This window comes from Nocardia sp. NPDC057663 (assembly GCF_042799895.1).
Lineage (GTDB): Bacteria > Actinomycetota > Actinomycetes > Mycobacteriales > Mycobacteriaceae > Nocardia.
Map to the genome: position 1 here is coordinate 1 of NZ_JBHVHX010000014.1, position 20,620 is coordinate 20,620.

Sequence of the window (20,620 nt, forward strand, 5' to 3'; positions counted from 1 at the left end):
CCTCCACGCCGACATGATCATCCACGTGGTGATGCAGTCACCCCTTGAGACCAAGGTCACAGGCCGACTGTCGTCTGAAGTAACAGCAGGTCAGGATGGGTATTTGGTCCCAAATAGCTACACCGAGCCGATCCTGCACCGCCGTCGCCGCGAGTTCAAGGCCGCGCAGAAATAGTGGTGTCGAGTGCTTGAAAAGTAGCTCATAGCAGCTCTTTTCGCTTGCGGCCCCGCGTCGGAGACATCCGAGGCGGGGCCGCTGCCGTCACTGGAGATCAGATGGGGCATCCTCGGCCGTTCGCCTTGTCATGCAGGAAGGCGACTTTCGGAGCAATCGTGAGTCCACCTGGCGACCGTTCGAGTCGTCATGAAGCTCGAGCCCACGGGGGACGGGCGCGCCCACCGTTGCCCGCGCTGCTCCCCGCGCGAGCGGGGATGGGGTTCCCGTAGAACTCGCCGAATTTCGGGCGGGTTGGCCGACGCATCGAGTGAGCCCGAACACCGCGACCCACCGGTGGTGCCGAAGCGATGGCAGCACGCGCAGGTTGCCTGTGCCGGCGCCCCAGAGCGCTGAACAGAGGAGGCTCAGTTGGGGGCGGCGTCGCCGCCGATCGCTATGGGGTCGGTGCCTAGCCGCCGTGCTGGCCGCCGCGGGCTTCGCCGAACTGGGGCGCAGGCAACGGCCTGCCTCCGGCGATGTCCGCGCCCACGCCGCGCTCGCCGTGCGCGCACTGCCGTAGGCGGTGGGCGCGGAATCGAGTACCGCACTACTCGCGCCGAGTGCCCAGCCCCGGACCGACAATCGGAGTCATCACCTGATATCGGCGGGTACCTCGCACGATGAGGTCCGGGGTGCACCGTCGCCGGACGGGTGCGACCGAGGAGGTGCGCGATGCCGAACTTCAACGAAGATGTCGTCATCAAGGGTCATGATCTGGTGCTGAAACACGCGGGCGGCGACGTCCTGGCCCGGCTCGACGAGAACGGCAGCCTGACCATGCACCGGGAGATCGCCGGGAAGGCCGTCCAGGTTCTTCAGTTCGCCGCGGGCCAGATCTTCGGCGCCCCGTTCACCGTGCTGGTCGTCGGCGCGGATCAGGCACCGGGCACCATTCAGGTCCGCGGCAGCATCGTCGTCAAGGACGGGAAGAACGAGGAACGGATGAAACTCGACGGCGACAAGGGCGACATCGTTCTCAGCAACGCCGACGCGGCCGAGGATTTCGAGGTCGCCACCGGCACGGACGTGGCTGCCGGAATGGTCATGGTGCTGGGTGAGGACGGCAAGCTCACCCCCTGTACCAGCGCCTACGATCAATCGGTGGTCGGCGTGATTTCCGGTGCCGGTCGGTATCGACCCGGACTCGTGTTCGACCGTGGCGCCGAACCCGACGACCATCGAGTGCCCATCTCGGTCATGGGCAAAGTGTCGTGCCAGGCGGACGCGAGCTTCGGCAGCATCCGGGCGGGCGATCTGCTCACGACATCACACAGCCCCGGCTGCGCGATGAAGGCCACCGACCCGACGCGTGCGTTCGGCACCACCATCGGAAAGGCGTTGGGCCCCTTGACCGATGGCCGGGGTCTGGTCCCGATCCTGATCAGTCTGCAATAGCGCAGCTACGGCGGCGGAGGCTCTACCATGTCCATCAGTGTTCGTTCGAAGCTGTCGACGGCGACGTATCCCGTCAGTCTGAAGAAGCTCGCCGGGTGGTACGGCGTCACCGGCCTCCGCGCGATCCTCGACCACGCGTGGCTCGGCGAGGCGACCAGCGATGCCGCTTCGACCGACGATATCGGTGGCACCTACCGCCGTTTCACCAACGGCGTCCTGTACCGCTACACCCACGACAACGGCAAACGCGTCGTCGGCGCGGTCCCGAAGGGCGGCGTGTACGGGCTGTGGACGAGGTCGCATCGGCAGCGCGGGCCGTTCGGCTATCCCGTCGGGCTGCCCGAGTTCAGCGAGAACAAGACGGTATGCCAATTCGAGGGCGGCACAATCACTTCGAGGGCGGAGAAACCTCGCCAGGTCATGTTCTACAACACCGCGCTGATCGGGGTGGACGTCCTCGGCGTCACGCAGGACCGGTTGACGGGGACGATGTGGGGCATCAAGATCGTCGACGAGAAGGTCTACGGGGGTCGCGGCCGCGCCAAGCAGCTGAAGGTGCTGATCGACAGGGTGTCCGAATCGACCGCCGATGTGGTGGTGCTCGCCGAGATGATGGGCAACAGCGACCGCGCCCAGCTCATCAAGGCGGTCAGGGCGAAGTTCCCGCACAGCGTGGAAGGCCCCGACGAGAAGGACCCCGAAGAGGACAGCGGGCTGCTCATCCTCAGCCGCCACCCCCTCTCACCCCCACTCGCCGACGCGCCGCACAAGGGTGACGTGTGGGGCACCGTCTACCGGTCGTGCTGCGGCGTCGACTGCTGGGCCAACAAGGGCGCGTCGATGGTGCGTGTCTCGCCGAGCGACGGACCGGCGTTCTACGTGGTCGGCACCCACGTGCAGAACGGCAACTCCTCCGACTGCGCCTGGCCGACCAACGCCGGCGTCGGCACCGGCGCGGCCGAGAAACGCGAGGCCCAGCTGCGCCACCTCGACTCCTGGATCATGGGCGTGCGCGACCTCGACCTGCCGGTCGTCATCGTCGGCGACTTCAATATCGACGTCAATGCGGCGACGGGCCGCGAGATCCTGTCGAAGAACCTGCCCGACGCCGACGACCTGTGGCTCGAACACAAGCGATGGCTGCCCGCGACCGCGGACCACACCGACCCGATCACCAGCCCCCACGGCAGCGACAGCAATTACGAACCCGGCCGCCCCCGCCGCACCGGAGTATCGACGCGAAAGGGAACGCGGATCGATCTGGCGTTGCTCGACCAGGGTGAACGCATCACCGCCCACGTCACCGGGATGGAGGTGTGGCCCTACGAGCTCGAGCGCGGCATCGACCTGTCGGACCACTTCGCGATCACCGCCGACCTCGGCATGTCGACGGTGACCCACAAGCTGACCAGGAAGGTCCGCACCACCACCGCCCGGTTGAAGTACCTGCACGCACTGGAACTGTCCGACGGCCTGTTCACCGGCGGCGTGCTGCAGCACTGGTCGAAGAAGGACCCGGACGAAATCGACGTCGCCGGGCGAATCCACAAAGGCAAGCCGGGTACCGCGGGCCGCCCGAGCGCCCGCGTCGGGGACACCGAGATCACCTTCTCGATGGGTGAGCGCCACAAGTTCGCTTCCGACCCGGACAAGACGCTGGTCTTCGACGGCACCGACGACGTCCACCTGGAAATCACCGTCGAAGAAGTCGACACCGCAGGCCCTGTCACCACGGACCGCACCGCGATCGGCCGAGACCGCGACGTAGTTGCCCCCAAGTCCTCCCAACTCCTCCACGCCGCCGGCGGCCGCCGCTACGCACCCCACGTGATGTACGGAAAAGGCGCCGAATACGTAGCCATCATGGAGGTCGACGTCGCCCTTGACCCCTTCCCCCACCGCCGCGAGCGCCCTACCCCCTAGTCCGCGCAGCCTCAGCGACCGAACAGACCCACTCGCGGATACCGTGAATTTGGACGGCACCCATCGGGCGTGGTTCCCCGATGACCAGGCAGCCCGCAGCAGGATGGAAGTCCAGCCGCTGAACGGGTGCGACCGTCAGAGGAGTGGGATTGTTCGTCCCGTTTCCAGTTCGACCATGTGGATCTGCGTTGCTCGCGCGGTGATCGCGGTGTAGGGGTGTAGGCATTCGATCGCTCGCATGAGTGCGGGCGCGTTCAAGTCCATTGCCAGCGTGCAGTGTGGAACCCAGTTCCCTGGCCGGTAGTGATCCCACAGTCCGGTGCTGCCCGTGGTGATGGCCGCGTGCACTGCCGAGTGCGTGTCCAAGAGTGCGGTGTTTGCGGTCACGCCAAGGAAGAGAACGGCCAGTTCGCCTGGAAAGGTGCCCAGCACCGGCATTGTCAGCTCGGACCCCGGAATCTCACCGAGGAGCTGGCGCGCACGATCGTCTACCTCGAACTGTTCGGCCACGGCTAACGTGACGTGTGGATGGTGTCGCTGGTGCGACCTCGTAGCCAGGCTCGACAAGCCGGCATCTTCCAGGCGGCTCCACAGTTCCCGCACGGCGGCGTCACCGGCCGAGTCGAAGAAGAGTTCCAGCGCGTATGTCACGACATTGATCATCGCAGGCTTGGTCGGGGCGTGGCGGGTAGCGACCAAGGTTCGGCCGCAACAGAATTCACGTTTGCGCGTGGAGGGTTAGGCCGTCGCCGAGGCAGCGCGTTCGGTGAGTACCTGGAACAACAGTTCCGCACCGCGCTTGTCGAGTTCCAGGTAGCCGAGTTCGTCCAGACAGATCAGGTCCACTCGCCCGTAGCGGGCGATCGTTGTGGACAGTTGTTTCTCGTCAGCTGCTTCGACGAGTTCGTTGACCACCTATCGTCTGATTGCGGGATTGCCGGAGAGAGTCGGCATGCGGTCGTCTCGGCCGAGAAGCGCCTGTCAGCGGCGATCACCCCGATGGCCCGTTCATCGCCACCGGGCATCGAGTCCGGGTACTCTTCTTCGAGCATGTGGTTGATCGTCTACGCAGTTAGCCGTGTTGGGATGTGCGGATGAGTTCGACCCGTTCGTGGCAGCCGCTGACGTTCGCGCTGGTCGCTGCCCATTTGCTTGGCGACCGGGCAAAGTCTGCCGGGACCGCCGAGCGGATCGACGCGCCACCGGTCGGGGCGGGTATGTGCTGGTCACAGCGACGGAAGTGGCGGCTGAGATCGGCGCCTGGCCCTCCCGCCCGGCAAGTTCACGGTCGAAACCATGGCGATGCCGGCCATGCCGACCGACCCGAACCAACCGGTGAGCCCGCCAAATATTCGCACCGGTTCCCCCGTGACCCGGCCCGGATGGCGGGCCGACATCACAGCTGAGCATTGTCGAGAAAGGGAACACCCGTGAATCTCGAGAAAACCATCTCCGCTGCATTCTGCGCCCTCGGCCTTGCCATCCTGCCCGCAGTTCAGGCACAAGCAGACGACCACGTCGTCGTCGGCCCGGGGACCTCGATCGGAACCTGCACCATCGCCTCCGTCGGCACCGACAACCACGGCAACCTTGTCGCGCTGACCGCCGGGCACTGCATGCGCGTCCCGCACCAGCGCGTGAGCGTCGGCGGCCGAGAGGTCGGGAATTTCGCGGCGTGGTCCAGCACGTGGCCTTCGAAGCTCTTCCAGGAGGACGCCCAGCTCGACTACGCGGTGATCAAGCTCGACCCCGAGGTCGTCACGCCCACCAACCTCACCCCGGAGGGCCATCGTGTCGACCGCATCACCCCTTACCCCGATCCCAGACAGCTGCTGTGCAAGTACGGCCAGGTCACCGAGCACACCTGCGGCAAAGTGCTGGAACGCGACCGCAACGCTGTGCGGTCCTGGCAGCTGGTCTTTCCGGGCGATTCCGGTGGTCCGGCCTACGTGGGCTCGGCGCTGGTCGGCATTGCCTCCTCGATCAACCTGATGCGCGTCTGGGCCCCCGTCCAGTTCACCGGAATCGGCGGCGTGCTGGCGGATCTCGCGGCCCAGGGCGGCGTCGGCGCCGGCTTCACCCCGATCAGATAACGGGCGGCCCCCGCGTAGGTGGCCGATCCTGCACCGGCGTCGTCGCGAGTTCAAGGCCGCCGACAACGGCTGATCGCGCTGACCGGAACCCCCGGTCGGACCTCGTGTCCGGCCGGGGGTTCCGGCATTTCCGGGCGGACCCGCAGCATCGCTCGAGCTCGGCGGGTCGTGCTGACTCTCACCAGAAGTGGGGTGTGAGGCCCCAGAAGTCGAATTCGGCGGTGAGTAGGGCGCGGAGGGCGGCGCGGGTGGGGAAGCGGTCGGGGTCGGCGCCGGTGACGGCGAGGGTGGCGGTGTGGCCGTCGGTGGAGAAGGAGAGGTTCACGCCGACCTCCACTCGGCGGAACATGTCGGGGTCGCCGGTGCAGACAACGGGGCGCATGAGGACGGCGACGGCGCGGTGGTTTCCGATGGCGGCGACATCCTGGGCGGTTTCACCGAGGTTGGTGCACAGGCATTCCGGGGCTTTGGCGGTGCGGGCGAAGTGGTGCAGGACGAAGCGGGGGAGGATCATCTGCAGGGGTTGCAGGTGCTGGAGGGCCGGGGTGGTGGCGGGGTCGCGGTAGGCGGTGGCGGCGCGCTTCACCGCGGTGCGGACGGTGGCGAGGTCGATGCGGTCGGTGGTGCTGTAACGGACCGAAATCGGCAGTCCGGTGGTGGCATTCGCGCGGGGATCGTTCGCGGTGCGCATCGAGTGGGGGATGTCGACGCGGATGTCGGCGGTGTTGCCGACGCGGCCGCTGCGACCGAGCAGGCCCGCGCCGAGGGCGATCAAGAGGCCGTTGGTCGTGCCGGAATGCGTTGCGGCGACAGCGTTCCACTGGTCCAGGTCGAGTTGTGCGACGGCATCCGCGGGCGACCATCGCTCGGGCAGTGGCAGCGGGGGAGTCGCGGGTCGGGGAGTGCGTTCGGGCTCGGTGACGGCGCGAGCCGCGAGAGCGGCGCGGATGCCTTTCACCACCGCGCGCAGCTGCGCGCCTGCATCGGAAAGGTTCGCGCTCAGCGTGTTTCGGGGAGCGCTGCCGACGAAACCTCCAGAACTTGCCGAGCGGTCGGGCTCCTCGGCTTGCGCCAGCCGGGCCAGCGCGTCACCGACGGCGAACAGCACCGCGCCGCCGTCGGAGGCGACGTGCGAGGTCACCAGCGACACCAGGGTCCCGCCCGCCGTGGTCGGGGCCGCGGACAATCGCCACACCAGACCGGCCTCGGGGTCGAAATCCACCCGGGTCTGGGCGAAGTACCAGTCCAGGATCTCGTCGCCGCCGACGGGCACCAGGTCCCAGCCGAGCGGGAGCGATGCCGTGGCAGGGACCCAGTACGGGCGGGCGAAAGGCACCCGGGTGCCCTGCACGCGGCGGGCAAGGAAACCCTGGGCGAGCTGGGCGTGCAAGTGGTCGAGCAGGTCGCGGCCGAGGGGTTCGTCGAACCGCCAGGCGAGCTGGTTGACCAGCGCGTTGCCGTAGAGGCTGTGCAGTTTGAGGAACAGGTCGTCGTCGGCGGTGAGCCGGTTGACGGCGGTGGGCAGGGCAACGGACGGGGCGTGGGAGATGAGCGTCATGGGAGATCCTCAGCGGGCGCGCAGGGTACGGACGGTCAGGGGCGCGAACACGGCGACGACGACGAGCGAGGCCACGACCGACCAGCAGGCATCGGCACCGGCAGTTCCGTTCTCGGCGAGCGTGCGCACCGCGGACACCAGATACGACACGGGGTTGTAGTCGGAGACATAGCCGAGCCAGGTGGGCATCGATTCCTCGGGCACCAGCGCGTTGGAGGCGAAGCTGAGGAAAGTGAGCACCAGCATCGACATGCCCTGCACGGCGGCGGGCCGCGACACGGTGACGCCGATGAACGCGAACAACCAGCTGATCGCGGTCGTCGCCAGCACGACCAGCACCGCACCGGCCAGGAAACCGATGGGGTGCGCGGGCCGGTAGCCCATGGCGAATCCCACGATCACCACTGTCGTCGCGGCGATCACATAGCGCGTCGCCCCGGCGAGCAGCGCCCCGGCGACCGGCGCGGATCGGGCGATGGGCATGGCGACGAACCGGTCGAAGACCCCCGACCGGATGTCCTCGGACAGCTGAACCCCGGTCGCGACCGACGACGTGAGCACGATCTGCACCAGCACACCCGGGATCAGAATCGGCAGATACGCCTCCATGCTGCCCGCGATGGCGGTGCCGAAGATGCTGCCGAACAGCAACGGTCCGACGATGGGCAGCAGGATGGCGTCGTAGAGCAGCTGCGGACTGTGCCGGAAGGTGAGCAGTCCGCGCCACGCCATCATGAGCGACTGGAACAACGAGGCGCGCAGGCTGACGTGGGTGACGCGCGGACGGCGATCGATCGTCGCGGGCGCGGTGCGCGCGACAGCGACTTCTGCGGTGGTGGCGGTCATGGTGGTCTCGGCTTCCGTGATCAGGCGGCGGCGCGTGCCGTGCCGGTGAGAGCGAGGAACACCTCGTTCAGGTCGGGTCGGTCGACGGCGAAACCGCGCAGCGCGATGCCGGCGGCCCGGCAGGCCGCGACGATGTCGGCGGCGGTGCCCGCGTCGGACAGGGCGACGGTCAGCGTGCCCGCCGACGACCCCTCGGGAACTTCGCCGGTCAGTTCGGCGACGATCGACTCGGCGTGCGCGGACTGGCTCACGTCGGCGAGTTCCAGGCGCAGCACCTGGTCACCGATGGACGACTTGAGTTCGGCGGCGGTGCCCTCGGCGACGATCGTGCCGCGGTCGATGACCGCGATCCGATCGGCCAGCGCGTCCGCTTCCTCGAGATACTGGGTGGTGAGCAGGACGGTCGCGCCGCGGGCCACGAGCTTGCGGATGATGCCCCACATGCGGTCACGGGTGTGCGGGTCGAGACCCGTCGTCGGCTCGTCGAGGAAGATCAGCGGCGGATCGGTGATCAGCGTCGCCGCCAGATCGAGCCGCCGCCGCATACCACCCGAGAACTGGCCGACCGGGCGATCGGTGACCGCGGTCAGCTCGAACTCGTCTAGGAGTTCGGCGCTGCGCGCGGCGGCTTCGCGGCGGGACAGCCCGAGCAGTCGCCCGAACAGGCGCAGATTCTCACCGGCGGTGAGGGTTTCGTCGACGGAGGCGTACTGGCCGGTGAGCCCGATCATCGAGCGCACCGCGGTGGCATCGCGCACGATGTCGTAGCCGAAGACCTCCGCGCTGCCACGATCGGGACGCACCAGGGTCGCCAGCATGCGGACGGTCGTAGTCTTGCCCGCACCGTTGGGGCCGAGCAGGGCGAAGACCGTGCCCGCGGTGACAGTCAGGTCGACGGCACCCACGGCCGTGAAATCGCCGTAGGACTTGCCGATCCCGGTGGTGCGGATGGCGATGTCGGTATTCATGGGAGCCTCCCGGCGGCGTTGATCAGTTCGGGGGTGACCGGTGCGAGTGCTTCGACGGCGTCGGCGGCTCGCTCGACACCATCGGTGGCGAACCCCGCTGCGTAGGCCGCGGCGCGGCGACGGAGCTCGGCGGTCGCGACCCGGTCGAGCAGTGTGTCCAGGCGCGGGCCGGTGAGCGAGCGGGCCGGAAGCGTCGCGGCCAACCCCAGCCGCTGCAGCGCCTGACCCCAATAGGGCTGATCGGCCTGGACCGAGCAGATCACCTGCGGCACACCGGCTCTCAGCGCGGCGGCGGTGGTACCCGCGCCGCCGTGATGCACCGCCGCCACACACAGCGGCAGCACCTCGGCATGATCGACCTGGTCGACGACGGCCATCTCGGCATCGATAGCGGGCGTGATCGTGGCCCAGCCCGAAGCCAGCAGCAGTCGACGGCCCCGTCGCGCACAGGCGGCGCGGAGCATGGTGACGAACTCGGCGGGATCGCCGACATCCATGGAGCCGAAGCCGACGTAGATCGGCGCGGAACCGGCAGCCAGCCACTGACGGAGTGTCGTCGGAGCATGCAGTCGGGACGTGGTCCCGGTGGTTTCCTCGCCGTAGCCGGCCGGTTCGCCGGAAACGCTCCGGGACTGCGCGGACTCTGTCGCCGCGGTGAGGAAACTGTCGACATCGACCGGGAAACCGGTGAAGGGGCCGGGTAACTCGTCACGCAGGCCGGGAAAGAGGGCAGGGTCGTACGCCTGGATGCGCACCTGCGCTGCGGGCTTACCCGCGGGCAGGACCGGAGCCAAGGCAGTGGCCCTCGCACGGGCCAGCGCCCTCCAACCCCAGCGGTGCACAACACCGGGGACCCGCTGCGCCCACCGCACGGGCACGACCGGAACGACCGTATTGGGCTGGATCGGGAAGAAATGCACCGCCGCGAACGGCACCCCTGCCTCGCGTGCCACGACCGCCGCGGCTTCCTCGCCCGCCATCCCGGCCACCACCACATCGTGACCCGGTGCCAGCTTCCGCAGATCGGCGAGCGATTCCGGCACTCCGCGCCGCTGCAGCTCGAGCAGGGCCCGCCACCGGGCACGCGGATCACGCGCACTGAACCGTGGGTCGGCGCGCTGGGTACGCAACAACTCCGCGCTGTCGCGGCCGAACGGGACGGCCGGTACTCCGCATCCGGTCGCGAACCCGACGAGATTCGGGGCGAGCGCCAGGGTCACCTCGTGCCCCCGGGCGATCAGTGCGCGAGCCAGCAGAATGCCGGGCTGGGCGTCGCCCCGGCTGCCGGTGAAGGCCAACAGTGCCCGCATCGGCTCACACCGCCTGCGCGACGACCGAGCCGGGCGCACCGATGACGGGTGCGGGCACGTCGGCATGGACAGCCGCGGTGATCGAGGACAGCGCCTCGCCGAACGCGGTGAGGAACTCGTCCATCACCTCGGCGGGCAACCCGGCGGGGTACCGGGTGGAGACATAGAGGCCGTCGTCGGCCCGCACGACCCACAGGAAGACCTCGTCGGCCGAGTACGACTCCGCGCGGAGGGTCCGACCGCGCAGGGCGGCGACCAGCTCGTAGCCGGGCAGCACCCGGATATCGAGGAAGGAGATCCCGAACCGGGGTGTCTCCTCGACCCCGAGCACTTCGAGCACCCGCGACCAGGACGCGTCGTTCGCCGTCCGCGACCGGCGCAGGGCCGTCCGCGCACTCTCCAACGCGGCGGCGATGCCCGCGCCGGGCGCCACGGTGATGTCGACCGGGACGACATTGACGAACCAGCCCATCGACTCCAGCCAGCGCAGGTCGGGCCGGGTCGCGATCGGCATCGCCGTGCGCATCCGGTCGGTGCCGAACCGCCGCTGATGCGCCACCGCCAGCGCGGCGAACACCGCCACCGACATCCGGTGCCTGACCTGATCGAGCACCGCCTCGACCTGTTCGAGCTCGACTAGGTCCAGCAGGCGGCGCGACACGCTCGGCTGCGGCTGATCGGCCGGGGCGGGTCGATGCGCGTGCGGGGCGAAGCGCGGCATCGTGCCGTCGCCACCGGCGAGGAACTCCCGCCACGTCGCGACCGCGGGCGAGTCGGCATGCAGCTCGGCGGCGGCCGCCCGTTCGATCACGGCGAAATCGGCCGCGCTGCCGAACGTGGCCGATTCGCGCGCCGGTTCGCCCGCCAGGACCTCGCGGTACAGGGTGCGCAATTCGAGGATGAGGATGGCCTGGGAGTAGGCGTCCATCACCGAGTGATCGGCGGCGACCAGGACGGTGAAGTCGCCGCTGCCGGCATGCTCGACCGTCGCCGCGAGCAAGTGCGGCCACACCAGCGGCGAGAGCCGCAGTTCCAGTGCGCCGCTGAGGAATTCGTTGATCCGGGCGCCATCGGTGAGCCCGTCGACCTGCTGCTCGGTGATGTCGACCGCGGTGGCGGCGACGAGCCTGCGCGGTTCGCCGCCCGATTCGAGGCGCACCGTGGTGCGCAGCCCCTCGTGCCTGGCGTGCCAGCGGCGCAGCGTCTCGCGCCAGGCGGCGCGATCGAGCGGGGCATCCATCTCGAAGACGGTGCCGATCCAGCGGCCACGGCCCGGCTGCGGATCGGCGGGGTCGACGCTCGCGCAGTAGCCGGCGTGCACGCTGGTCAGCGGCCGGTCGTCGAGCTGCCAGGCGTCGGCGGGAAGTTCGGGAGTCCAGATCGACAAGCGGCCGGGACGGATCGCGAATTCGGACAGGTGGGTGTATTCCATGGCCGGGTTCACCTCGTGACGAATACATGCCGAAGCGGCGGAAGACGGAAAAAGGGGCACGTCGATGTGTCACCACTGGTGCTCTGGAACTTCGACGGCGGATATTCCCGGGAAGCCTCGGCGAACTAGATGATATAGCCGGAGCGCTGAAACTTATGCTTGTGATCGCCGTCACGAGTCTCGTGAACAAAACTTGACGACGAGCGGTTTATGTCGATGAATCGGCGAATTGTCGCTGGCGCACAGAATATTTCGGATAGAAGTACTTGCGCACATCGGTGTCCCCCGATACTTTTGTTCACCCGGGGTCGGCGCGCGATGTCGTCGTCGTCACAGCGCAGGTGATTCGTAGTCCGGTGCTGGTTCCCGGCCGTTCACCCTGTGCATTTCGGCAGGGGGTGAAATGCCGGAATCACTCACTGCGTTCGGTGCCGCCGTGAATGGCCAAGTCCCGCAGTCGGACCCAATCGATCGTGGGCGCGGTGGCAGGTGTTCCCGGCCGGTTTCGCGGTACCCACACGCGCAGCGCGCCCGGTTCGATGACGCAGCGCACGGGCGTGTCGAACTGGAGGGATTCGCCGTCGACGCCGACCGGGATCCGCGGTGCGTCGGTGTCGACGATGACCTCGAGCGTGGTCCGCTGCGTCAGGCCGTGGCTGCGGGTGCGACGGATCAGGCCGACCGCGGCGCGGGTGTTCGCGACCGAGAGGGTGACCGCGCCGAGCGTGCCGCGATCGAGGCGATCGCGCCGGCTCAGGCCGGCGAGGTCGCTGGTGCCGTAGGGATTGTTGCTGACCAGGATCGCCTGCGGCCCCGCGACCGCCGTCCCATCGATGCGCGCGACGAGCCGGTTGCCTGCGTGCCCGGCGAGGAGATCGGGAAGCAATCGCAACACTGTCGCGGTCTTGTCGTCACGGTAGGCGGGACTGCGCACGATCTCGGCGTAGACGCCGAAAGACGCGTTGTTGACGAAGGGCAGGCCGTTGATGCGGCCGAGGTCGACGCGCAGCTCCACGCCGTCGCGGAGGGCGTCGAGCCCGGCGGCGGGATCGGCCCGATCCAGGCCCAGGTCCATCGCGAAGTGATTCCGGGTCCCCGCGCTGAGTACCAGGAACGGCAGTTCGTGTTCGGCCGCGATGCCTGCCACCAGCGCTTGGGTACCGTCACCGCCCGCCACTCCGAGCAGGTCCGCGCCTCGGGCGACGGCCTGCCGGGCCAGCGCCTCGACATCGACGTGGCCCTCCAGCAGGACGACTTCGGCGCCGAGTTCCTCGGCTTTGCGCCGCAGATCGAACTTCTCGACCTTCCCGCCGCCGGAACGCGGATTCATGATCAGGAACGGGTGCCGGGCCTGCGGGGCGGGACGTTCGTCCGCTGTGGTGCGGCTACTCCCGGTGCGCAGGGCGACGCGTGCGCAGGCGACCGCCAGCAGGGCTGACCCGGTGGCGAGCAGTACCACCCACAACAGGTGGGCGCGCACGAAGACCACGACGACGAAGATCGGCGACAGCACCGCGATCCCCAGCGACACCCAGCGCAACAGCCCGTACCTGGTCAGAAACCAGTACAGCGCGGCCGCCGTGACCACGACGCCGCCGGTACCGACGATCAGCAACCCGAGCGTCCCCACCACTCCCGCGAACAGCACCGGAACCACGGCTGCCATGGCGGCGAACAGGAAGGCCGCCCTGGCCGCCCAGCACCGGATCCGGGCCGCGGAGTCGTCGTTCACCGTGGGGCCCGCCGATCGTCGAGTCGCTCGTCGCCACACATCGTCGGGGTGGGGTTCAGCGTTGGGGCTGCCAGGCGATGAGGGCCCAGATGATGACCACGCTGAGCCCGATGATCAGGAGGGACCACGCCGGGTAGTAGGGCAGCGACAAGAAATTCGCGATGATTACCAAGGCGGCGATTCCCAGCGCGCAGTATCGGCCCCAGGTCGATCCCAGTACCAGGCCGACGCCGACGACCAGACCCAGTACGCCGAGTACGACATGGACCCAACCCCAGGTCGTCGTGTCGAATTTGTACACGTATTCGATTCCGGCGACATACAGTTCATCGTCCCGCAGGGCGGAAATGCCCTGTAGGACAGAGACCGCCGCCATGATGAGAAGCACGCACGCGGCCGTGACAGATAATCCCTCCGCGGCGGCCTGCCGCTGAAAAGGCTCTTCCACGGGCGGGGTGCGGTGCGTCGGCGATGTATTACCGGTCATTCTCGACTCCTCGGGGTGGTTGACGGCGGTAGATGTCGAGGTGGATCTGGTCGGCCGCGCCGATGCCGACCTGCACCGGCGCCGAGACGGGCGCACCGGCGGTGGTGGTCCGTCCCTACGGTCGGCCGACTTCAGCCAACCAGCGCACCGCGTCGGCGGCCTCACCCGGAACGGGTGAATCCCGTGGCGGGCGAGATCCCGGTCAGTGGGTCAAGATGACCTTGATCGCCACGATGGTGGTGGCCGCGCAGCTCAGGAGTATCGCCCCGGCCAGCGTCGAACGGTCGGGTCGCCGGCCCTGGAGCCGGTGGATGACGAAGGCGATGCCGCCGATCCGCACCAGCATCACCACCTCCGCGAGCACTTGCGCGGTGCGCGGCTCGAGCCACCCGAGGGCCGCGGCCGCCAGAATCGCGCAGGGCAGGACCGCCGAGCTGAGGATGGGCAGCGAGTCACGCAGATTCGCCCATCGCTGCGGTGGGGATTGCGGTGGGTTCTGCCGTACCGATCGACCGACGCTCTCGGCGAAGGTGTGCGCGATGAACGTGGACAGGGCGGTTCCGAGGACGACGAGGATGCCGACGTTCCCGGCGGACGGCGCGACCGGGATCAGCGCGGCGAGGATCAGGACGTTGCCGTAGATGTAGGCGCTGATGCGGCTGGCCGCGTTCCGCTGGTCGAGCGGGAACTGGGAGAACAAGGGTCTGTGCAGGAGCTGGTGCCTGTTGCCTGCCATCGGTCCTCACCGTGTTCGTCGGGGCGACTCCGGTCTCACTTCGGAAAGGTTGCTACCTCGGAACTATATTCGAGGTTCGCGACGGACTCACGGCTGGTCGAGTGTCCGTATTCGCCCGGACGCGGCGTCAGCTCCATGGCAGCGACACCGGCTCGATCTCGTGGGCGAATATTTCGACGGCGGAATTCTGCGGGCCGTACGCATCACTCGACAATGCGCCCGACCGGCAATTGATCGGCCGACGTGTCGACGGCGAGCGCAACTCGAGCACCGGGAAGATTTCGCGCCGGCACCCGTCTCACCTGCCGGAACGGCGATCACGTTGTCGGCGAGCCGAATGCGCGCGGGCGTTCGCTGGAAATGCTCCAGTGCGCCGATATCGCGTCGTGATCGGCTGCGGCGAGTTGCTATGGTGGGCAAGCGAATCGTTCATCCGAATGTTAGGAAGCTTGATGGGAAGCACTGCTCTCGACGTTATTGCCCTGCTGGTCAACCGTGCCGCCGGTTTCTGGAACTGGATGGCGACCGGCTCGGCGGGATTCCCGCCGCTGTGACGGTGTGACCTGTGCGCGCGAAACCCCCGAAAGCCCCTCGGCTTTCGGGGGTTTCGCCGTTTCCCGGCGGGCGGATCCGCCGGGGCTCCGTAGGGTGGGGCCATGACGACCGTGGAGACCGGGGCCGTGACACCGACCCGGCGCTGGGCGCTGGCGATGCGCACGTCGGTGGCGTTGGCGACCGGGGCGATCGTCGCCCTGCTGCTGAACGACGCCACCGAGTTCGACCTGCTGGTCGTGTTCGCCGCCGTTGTCGCACTGCTGGTCGCCGGCGTGCTGTGGATGGTCTTCGCGCCGATCGGGTGTGCGCGATACCGCCGCTACGGCACCGTGCTGATCGCGCCGCTGGTGGTCCTGGCCGGAATCGGCGTCGCAGCGGCGGGGATCCCGGATCGGGTGGCGTGGTGGCTGTCGGAATCGGCGATGACCGAGGCGGCGCTGGGGGAGTGCGACGATGCCGACGGCGGCTGGGTCGGCGTCGTCCGGGTGTACTCGATCGCGAGCCGGGACGGCGGCTGCCTGTTCGGGATCGGTGACTCGCTCGGCGGCCTGGCCCACTTTCCCGCCGGTTCCCGGCCGCCGGTGCACGTCCCGTCGGCGTACCAGCCTGTCTACACGCCGTTCGACGGGAACTGGTACCGGTTCTCCGTGGATCTGCACGAGGGGCACTGAGACGGACGTCCGGTTCTGTCGGACCCCGGCGTTACCGTTGGCGCACAGCCCATGTCGAGGAGGGTGACGATGACGGACAGTGTCGACGGTGTGCGGGAACGAGCGCAGCGCCCGGAGGATCTGAGCCGGCTGGTGGTCGAACGGCTGAATGCCGGCGACGTGGACGGCTTGGTCGAGTTGTACGAATCCGATGCCGTGCTCGCCTTGCCGGACGGCGTCGTGGCGACCGGAATCGAGGAGATCCGGGCCGCCTACGCGCGCTTGGTGGCCGCCCGCCCGGTGTTCCAGCCGGGTCCCCAGGCGCCCGCGCTGCGGGCCGGTGATCTCGCACTGACCTCGTCCCGGCTGCCCGGTGGCACCGGCGCGACCGTCGAGGTCGCGCGCAGGCAGCCCGACGGTAGCTGGCGCTGGATACTGGACCAGCCGAACGTGCTCGGCTGAGCAGGTCCGCACATCCGCTGCGTCAGTTCTGGTTCAAGCCCGTCGACAGCACGACGACGACCTTGTCCTGGGTCACTTCGCTGACCCGGATATCCATGCCGTTGGATGCCTGCGACTGGCCGACCGGCACCGTGACCTGCTGACCGCCGATGCTCAACGTGACGACGTCACCGTTGACGGCGACCAGTTCGGCATCGATGCCGAGGACCGAGGCCTTCGCGTTCACCCCGCGATCGAAGGTGACGGTGCAGCCACTCACGGTGCACTCGGAGGTGGTGCCGTGGCCCGTCATGGTGCAGGCGGACACAGCGAAGGGAAGCAGGAGGGCGAACGCGGACAGCGCGATCAGCCGACGAACAGGCATGACGGCCAGTGTAGTGCGAATCGGCCGGTCGCCGCGAAAAGCGTGGACTAGGGATCGAAGGTACAACGGATCGGTCTCGCCGTGTTGCGGGCCTGCCACGCCGGTAATAGCGTCGCTGAGAGGTAACTGGCATCGCAGCATTGGTGCCGATCGTGTCCGGTGCGCGTCGGGGTGACTGGTCGAAGCTGTCGATGGCGGACAGATCTGCCGGTCAGCCGGGTGGTCGCTGGAAGCGGCGGCGGAGATCGGGAGGTGGGACCATGATCGCGGGCGAGATGACTGTTGCCAGCCGCTGGTGGTGGCGGCCGGGGTGGACTCCGGGACGTTCGTTCTATGACTGGCAGGTCACCCCGACACAGCCGGTCGCCGACAAGCTGGTGGAGATCTTCGCGCCCACTCTCGCCCGGCTGCCCGGGCTCGAGCAGGTCGACGCGGCCCGCCTGCGCATCGGTGTGCAGGGGATCGGCTTCGTCGACGGGGTGAAGGGGGTGCACCTGGCGGCGCTGGTCGCGGGCGCCAGGGCGCGGCTGGCCGACCACGCGCCGTTCCAGATCGCCTTCGGCCCGCCGGTGATCGCCGCCGACTCGGTCCGCCTGCCGATCGCCCTGCCTGCGGAGCTCCTGAGTGTCCGCGCGGACCTGACCGGCGCGCTGACCGACGTGTGGATCCGGGAACGCATTCCCGAATTCGGCGAGCCGCTGCGCCCGTACCTGGCCCTGGCCCACGCCACCCGCCCCACGCCGGTCGAGTCGCTGCGCGCGGCGTTCGCCGCGGACGGCTTCACCGATTTCACCCTCGACGACACGGTCTCGGCGATCTCACTGGTCGAATTGCAGTGCGAGAAAGGGCGATACGACTTCGCCGAGGTCAGCACCGCCGACCTGCTCCGGGTGCCGGAACCGGTCGTCGAACCCACCGTCTTCGACGATCCGCTCTTCGGCGCGCTGCGGTGGCCGGAGGACGTCCTCAGGGGTTGAGCCGGGGCGGCGGTGCGCCGTGCGGCAGGCGCGGACCCACTGCGATGCGGGCGCCCGCGGTCCGGCCGTGGCCCCAGCCGAGCTTCTCGCGGTATCGGCCGATCTGGTCGGCCGGGAGTGTGGCCGTCGCCGGGAGCGGCGCGGCATCGGGGGCCACGTAGAGCGCGTCCGCCGGGCAGTAGGCCTCGCACATGAAGCAGGTCTGGCAGTCGGATTGCCGGGCGATGACCGGTATTCCGGCGTCGGTGCGGTCGAAGACGTTGGTGGGGCAGGCCACCACGCACTTGTCGCAGCCGATGCAGTCCTGCGCGCGCAGCAGTTCGATCACGACGCCACCGCCAGACCGGAGTTGCGGGTTTCGGCCGTGCCGACCCACGGTGCGTCGAGACCACCGGAGAGCACGTGATGATGCTGCGCCGGGTCGGTGCCCGGATGGTCGGCGCGCTTGCTCATGCCACGAGTCTCGGTGCGCGACAATGTCGATCGGTACATCAGCCTGCCCACTGCGATGATCGCCGCGGCCTGCCTGGCCCGCACCCGCTCGTCGCCGGTCGCGCCGCCCAACTCCTGCGCCGCCGCACTCCACAGCTCGTCCAGGCGGGCGAGCGCGGGCCGCAGCCGATCGCCGTGGCGCAGATAGTTCTTCTCGAACGGGATCAGCTCGTGCTGCGCGGCCGTCACCACCTCGGCGGCGGTCAGTGATCCGGAACCGTTGGGCCGCAACCCGACTCGGCCCGCTGCCTCGACCTCGCCGCCGCGGGACGCCGCGCGGGCATAGCGCGCGGCGCCTGCCCCTGCCCAGCTGCCCGACGACATCGCCCACGCCGCATTGTGACTGCCGCCGCCGGTGAAGCCGCCACAGATGCGCTCCCGGGTGGCCGCGTCGCCGGCCGCGAACAAGCCGGGAACCGTGGTGGCGCAGTCGTCGTCGACCACATCGATGCCGCCGGTGCCGCGCACGGTGCCTTCGGCGAGCAGGTCGATCTCGAAACGCTGGGTGAACGGGTCGATGCCGCGCCGGTCGAACTGGAGGAAGAAGTTCGGCTGACCGAGGCGCATCTGCGCCTGCACAGTCGCGTCGGCGCGATCGAGCTGAGCGAACACCTTCTCCTGCACCAGGGTTCGTGCGATCACCGACCGGCCCTTGGTGGATCCCGCGTCCTCCAGTACTCGCCCGTCCTCGCCGAAGAAGGTGGCGTAGCCGTAGTACGCGGTCTTGGTGATCGTCGAGCCTTTCGGCACGATCGCGTAGGCGTTGGAGAACTCCATCCCCGAGAACCCGGCGCCGACCTCGGCCGCCATCAGCGCGCCGTCGCCGGTGTCGACATTGGTGCCCAGCGCCCCGGACAGGAATGCGCAGCCACCGGAGGCCAGCACCACCGCGCCCGCGGTGATCCGGTAGTCGCGGTCGAGCTGACGCTGATGACCCGCCGCACCGCGGACGGCGCCCTTGTCGTCGACGAGCAGTTCCAGCGCGGGGGAGTGATCGTGGATCCGGACCCCGATCCGCCGAAGCCAGGCGCGCATCCGGCGCATGTACTCCGGTCCCTGCACGCCGGTGCGCAGTTGCCGGCCGGTCGCCGGGTCGACCGGGAACGGGTAGCGGCCTTCGACGGCGAGCCGGTGCATGTTCGTGTAGGTCTGGTCGAGGACGCGGTCCATCCAGTAGTGGTCGGCGAGATGGCCACCCAGTGCTTCGCGGGCAGCCTTGGCCGACGCGCGCGCCTCGGCTTCCGGCGCGACGTACCAGACGCCGGTGCCCGACGGCGCGGTGGCGCCGCTGGTTCCGCAGTACCCCTTGTCGACCAGGATCACCTCCGCACCGGTTTCCCGGGCGTGGATCGCCGCCCAGCAGGCGGCCGGGCCGCCGCCGATCACCAGGACGTCGGTGCTGGCGTGCCAGGTTTCGCTCATCGAATCGTTCTCCTGTCGGGAACCGGTGCCCGGCCCGGAAGGCCGGGCACCGGAAGGGTTTTCAGGCGCCGGTGAACTTCGCGCCGGCCACCGAACTGGACGCCACACCGTCGACGCCGACCGGGATGTCGCCCTCGAGGGTGGTGCGGTAGAGCACCCGGGTGACGTCGAGATGGTCGAGATCGCTCGGGGCCAGATGCGCGGTGGCGCGGTTGTCCCAGAACGCGATGCTGCCCTTCTCCCACCGGAACCGGACGGTGTAGGCGGGGTGGGAGATCTCGTCGAAGAGCAGCTGCAGCAGGGCATCGCTCTGCGGCGGGGTCAGGCCGATGATCCGGGTGGTGAAGCCGGGATTGACGAACAGCACCCGCTCACCGGTCACCGGATGCACCCGCACCACCGGGTGTTCGGTCACCAGCGGCGATGCCGCGATCTTGCGGGCGTAGTCACTGTCGGCGTCCCACGGCGGGATCCGGCCACCGAAGCGGTGCTCGGCGCGCAGGCCGTCGAGGAAGGTGCGCAGCGATTCCGGCAGACCGGCGTAGGCGGCGGCCAGATTGGTCCACTGGGTGTCGCCACCCTGCTCCGGGGCGATCTCCGCGCGCAGGATGGAGGCGGCGGGCGGGTTGATCAGCGGGGAGACGTCGGTGTGCCACTGGTTGGTGTAGCTGAACTTCCTGCGGCCGAACCGCTTCTCGTAGAGGCGGCTGTCGACGGCGAGGATCTCCGGGTGCTCGGTGGGCGCGTCGTCGTCGTAAGGGTGCGACGGGGTGACGGCACCGAAGCGGCGGGAGAACGCGATCTGCTCGGCGTGGCCGATCTGCTGATCGCGGAAGAACAGCACCTTGTGCCGGTGCAGTGCCGTGGTGATCTCGTCGACGTGGGCGTCGGTCAGTTCCGCACGCAGATCGATGCCGGTGACCTCGGCGCCGATGTGCCCGGCGACCGGGGCGATCTCCAGTGTGGTGGCGGTGCGGGGGCTTTCGATGGTGGTCATGTCA

At 68.8% G+C, this 20,620-nt stretch carries 20 protein-coding genes and 1 pseudogene; 7 read left to right on the forward strand and 14 right to left on the reverse strand.

Features of this window, described 5'->3' with window-relative positions; genetic code table 11:
- Positions 1-889: 889 nt before the first annotated feature.
- On the forward strand, positions 890-1,612 hold the full coding sequence (locus tag ACFVAV_RS24810) for a hypothetical protein (protein ID WP_379037601.1): 723 nt from the start codon (positions 890-892) through the stop codon (positions 1,610-1,612).
- A gap of 27 nt (positions 1,613-1,639) precedes the next feature.
- A complete protein-coding gene (locus tag ACFVAV_RS24815) occupies positions 1,640-3,535 on the forward strand; it encodes an endonuclease/exonuclease/phosphatase family protein (protein ID WP_379037602.1) in 1,896 nt (631 codons plus the stop codon).
- 135 nt (positions 3,536-3,670) lie between these two features.
- Here the strand turns inward: ACFVAV_RS24815 and ACFVAV_RS24820 are convergent, their stop codons facing one another.
- Both ACFVAV_RS24820 and ACFVAV_RS24825 read right to left on the reverse strand, forming a co-directional pair.
- On the reverse strand, positions 3,671-4,198 hold the full coding sequence (locus tag ACFVAV_RS24820) for a 2'-5' RNA ligase family protein (protein WP_379037603.1): 528 nt from the start codon (positions 4,196-4,198) through the stop codon (positions 3,671-3,673).
- Between the two features lie 96 nt (positions 4,199-4,294).
- Positions 4,295-4,450 (reverse strand): annotated as a pseudogene (locus ACFVAV_RS24825) (ATP-binding protein); the annotation flags it as partial.
- Between the two features lie 515 nt (positions 4,451-4,965).
- On the opposite strand from ACFVAV_RS24825, the gene ACFVAV_RS24830 reads away from it, so the two are divergent.
- Positions 4,966-5,628, forward strand: coding sequence for a trypsin-like serine protease (locus tag ACFVAV_RS24830; RefSeq protein WP_379037604.1), 663 nt, complete (start codon positions 4,966-4,968; stop codon positions 5,626-5,628).
- 178 nt (positions 5,629-5,806) lie between these two features.
- Here ACFVAV_RS24830 and ACFVAV_RS24835 read toward each other — a convergent pair whose 3' ends face one another.
- The 8 genes from ACFVAV_RS24835 to ACFVAV_RS24870 form a co-directional block, all read right to left on the reverse strand.
- The gene (locus tag ACFVAV_RS24835) at positions 5,807-7,186 is read right to left on the reverse strand and encodes a hypothetical protein (protein WP_379037605.1); all 1,380 of its coding nucleotides are present in this window, start codon (positions 7,184-7,186) and stop codon (positions 5,807-5,809) included.
- 9 nt (positions 7,187-7,195) lie between these two features.
- On the reverse strand, positions 7,196-8,032 hold the full coding sequence (locus tag ACFVAV_RS24840; RefSeq protein WP_379037607.1) for an ABC transporter permease: 837 nt from the start codon (positions 8,030-8,032) through the stop codon (positions 7,196-7,198).
- A 20-nt stretch (positions 8,033-8,052) separates the two neighbouring features.
- Positions 8,053-9,000, reverse strand: a complete 948-nt coding sequence (locus ACFVAV_RS24845; protein ID WP_379037609.1) for an ATP-binding cassette domain-containing protein — start codon at positions 8,998-9,000, stop codon at positions 8,053-8,055.
- Positions 8,997-10,310, reverse strand: a complete 1,314-nt coding sequence (locus ACFVAV_RS24850; RefSeq protein WP_379037610.1) for a glycosyltransferase — start codon at positions 10,308-10,310, stop codon at positions 8,997-8,999. Before ACFVAV_RS24850 ends, ACFVAV_RS24845 begins: the two co-directional genes overlap by 4 nt.
- A gap of 4 nt (positions 10,311-10,314) precedes the next feature.
- Positions 10,315-11,742, reverse strand: coding sequence for a condensation domain-containing protein (locus ACFVAV_RS24855; RefSeq protein ID WP_379037611.1), 1,428 nt, complete (start codon positions 11,740-11,742; stop codon positions 10,315-10,317).
- Between the two features lie 412 nt (positions 11,743-12,154).
- A complete protein-coding gene (locus ACFVAV_RS24860; protein WP_379037788.1) occupies positions 12,155-13,408 on the reverse strand; it encodes a diacylglycerol/lipid kinase family protein in 1,254 nt (417 codons plus the stop codon).
- A 121-nt stretch (positions 13,409-13,529) separates the two neighbouring features.
- Positions 13,530-13,961 (reverse strand): acetyltransferase, encoded by a 432-nt coding sequence (locus ACFVAV_RS24865; protein ID WP_379037612.1) that lies wholly within the window; start codon positions 13,959-13,961, stop codon positions 13,530-13,532.
- Positions 13,962-14,163: 202 nt separating this feature from the next.
- Positions 14,164-14,697 (reverse strand): hypothetical protein, encoded by a 534-nt coding sequence (locus ACFVAV_RS24870; protein ID WP_379037613.1) that lies wholly within the window; start codon positions 14,695-14,697, stop codon positions 14,164-14,166.
- Positions 14,698-14,798: 101 nt separating this feature from the next.
- Between ACFVAV_RS24870 and ACFVAV_RS24875 the strand changes: the two genes are divergently transcribed.
- From ACFVAV_RS24875 to ACFVAV_RS24885, 3 genes are all read left to right on the forward strand, one after another.
- A complete protein-coding gene (locus ACFVAV_RS24875) occupies positions 14,799-15,251 on the forward strand; it encodes a hypothetical protein (protein WP_379037615.1) in 453 nt (150 codons plus the stop codon).
- A 102-nt stretch (positions 15,252-15,353) separates the two neighbouring features.
- A complete protein-coding gene (locus ACFVAV_RS24880) occupies positions 15,354-15,923 on the forward strand; it encodes a hypothetical protein (protein ID WP_379037617.1) in 570 nt (189 codons plus the stop codon).
- A 69-nt stretch (positions 15,924-15,992) separates the two neighbouring features.
- Complete coding sequence (locus ACFVAV_RS24885; protein WP_379037618.1) at positions 15,993-16,364, forward strand: YybH family protein; 372 nt, start codon at positions 15,993-15,995, stop codon at positions 16,362-16,364.
- A gap of 22 nt (positions 16,365-16,386) precedes the next feature.
- On the opposite strand, the gene ACFVAV_RS24890 is transcribed toward ACFVAV_RS24885, so the two are convergent.
- The gene (locus ACFVAV_RS24890; RefSeq protein WP_379037620.1) at positions 16,387-16,728 is read right to left on the reverse strand and encodes a hypothetical protein; all 342 of its coding nucleotides are present in this window, start codon (positions 16,726-16,728) and stop codon (positions 16,387-16,389) included.
- Between the two features lie 260 nt (positions 16,729-16,988).
- Here ACFVAV_RS24890 and ACFVAV_RS24895 point away from each other — a divergent pair, with 260 nt between their 5' ends.
- Entirely contained in the window at positions 16,989-17,705 is a 717-nt protein-coding gene (locus ACFVAV_RS24895; protein WP_379037621.1) for a hypothetical protein, read from the forward strand.
- On the opposite strand, the gene ACFVAV_RS24900 is transcribed toward ACFVAV_RS24895, so the two are convergent.
- The 3 genes from ACFVAV_RS24900 to ACFVAV_RS24910 form a co-directional block, all read right to left on the reverse strand.
- A complete protein-coding gene (locus ACFVAV_RS24900; protein ID WP_379037622.1) occupies positions 17,695-18,033 on the reverse strand; it encodes a 4Fe-4S dicluster domain-containing protein in 339 nt (112 codons plus the stop codon). The two genes, ACFVAV_RS24895 and ACFVAV_RS24900, sit on opposite strands and share 11 nt — an antisense overlap.
- Complete coding sequence (locus tag ACFVAV_RS24905; RefSeq protein WP_379037623.1) at positions 18,030-19,619, reverse strand: FAD-binding protein; 1,590 nt, start codon at positions 19,617-19,619, stop codon at positions 18,030-18,032. The genes ACFVAV_RS24900 and ACFVAV_RS24905 overlap by 4 nt, the downstream gene beginning before the upstream one ends.
- A 61-nt stretch (positions 19,620-19,680) precedes the next feature.
- Positions 19,681-20,616, reverse strand: a complete 936-nt coding sequence (locus tag ACFVAV_RS24910) for a TauD/TfdA dioxygenase family protein (protein WP_379037624.1) — start codon at positions 20,614-20,616, stop codon at positions 19,681-19,683.
- Between the last annotated feature and the right edge of the window lie 4 nt (positions 20,617-20,620).

Coding starts and splice junctions, on each gene's coding strand:
- ACFVAV_RS24820 (WP_379037603.1), bottom strand. CDS start 4,198: ATGATCAATGTCGTGACATACGCGCTGGAACTCTTCTTCGACTCGGCC.
- ACFVAV_RS24910 (WP_379037624.1), bottom strand. CDS start 20,616: ATGACCACCATCGAAAGCCCCCGCACCGCCACCACACTGGAGATCGCC.
- ACFVAV_RS24885 (WP_379037618.1), top strand. CDS start 15,993: ATGACGGACAGTGTCGACGGTGTGCGGGAACGAGCGCAGCGCCCGGAG.
- ACFVAV_RS24870 (WP_379037613.1), bottom strand. CDS start 14,697: ATGGCAGGCAACAGGCACCAGCTCCTGCACAGACCCTTGTTCTCCCAG.
- ACFVAV_RS24850 (WP_379037610.1), bottom strand. CDS start 10,310: ATGCGGGCACTGTTGGCCTTCACCGGCAGCCGGGGCGACGCCCAGCCC.
- ACFVAV_RS24860 (WP_379037788.1), bottom strand. CDS start 13,408: ATGGCAGCCGTGGTTCCGGTGCTGTTCGCGGGAGTGGTGGGGACGCTC.
- ACFVAV_RS24895 (WP_379037621.1), top strand. CDS start 16,989: ATGATCGCGGGCGAGATGACTGTTGCCAGCCGCTGGTGGTGGCGGCCG.
- ACFVAV_RS24880 (WP_379037617.1), top strand. CDS start 15,354: ATGACGACCGTGGAGACCGGGGCCGTGACACCGACCCGGCGCTGGGCG.
- ACFVAV_RS24890 (WP_379037620.1), bottom strand. CDS start 16,728: ATGCCTGTTCGTCGGCTGATCGCGCTGTCCGCGTTCGCCCTCCTGCTT.
- ACFVAV_RS24815 (WP_379037602.1), top strand. CDS start 1,640: ATGTCCATCAGTGTTCGTTCGAAGCTGTCGACGGCGACGTATCCCGTC.
- ACFVAV_RS24835 (WP_379037605.1), bottom strand. CDS start 7,186: ATGACGCTCATCTCCCACGCCCCGTCCGTTGCCCTGCCCACCGCCGTC.
- ACFVAV_RS24855 (WP_379037611.1), bottom strand. CDS start 11,742: ATGGAATACACCCACCTGTCCGAATTCGCGATCCGTCCCGGCCGCTTG.
- ACFVAV_RS24905 (WP_379037623.1), bottom strand. CDS start 19,619: ATGAGCGAAACCTGGCACGCCAGCACCGACGTCCTGGTGATCGGCGGC.
- ACFVAV_RS24865 (WP_379037612.1), bottom strand. CDS start 13,961: ATGACCGGTAATACATCGCCGACGCACCGCACCCCGCCCGTGGAAGAG.
- ACFVAV_RS24810 (WP_379037601.1), top strand. CDS start 890: ATGCCGAACTTCAACGAAGATGTCGTCATCAAGGGTCATGATCTGGTG.
- ACFVAV_RS24840 (WP_379037607.1), bottom strand. CDS start 8,032: ATGACCGCCACCACCGCAGAAGTCGCTGTCGCGCGCACCGCGCCCGCG.
- ACFVAV_RS24845 (WP_379037609.1), bottom strand. CDS start 9,000: ATGAATACCGACATCGCCATCCGCACCACCGGGATCGGCAAGTCCTAC.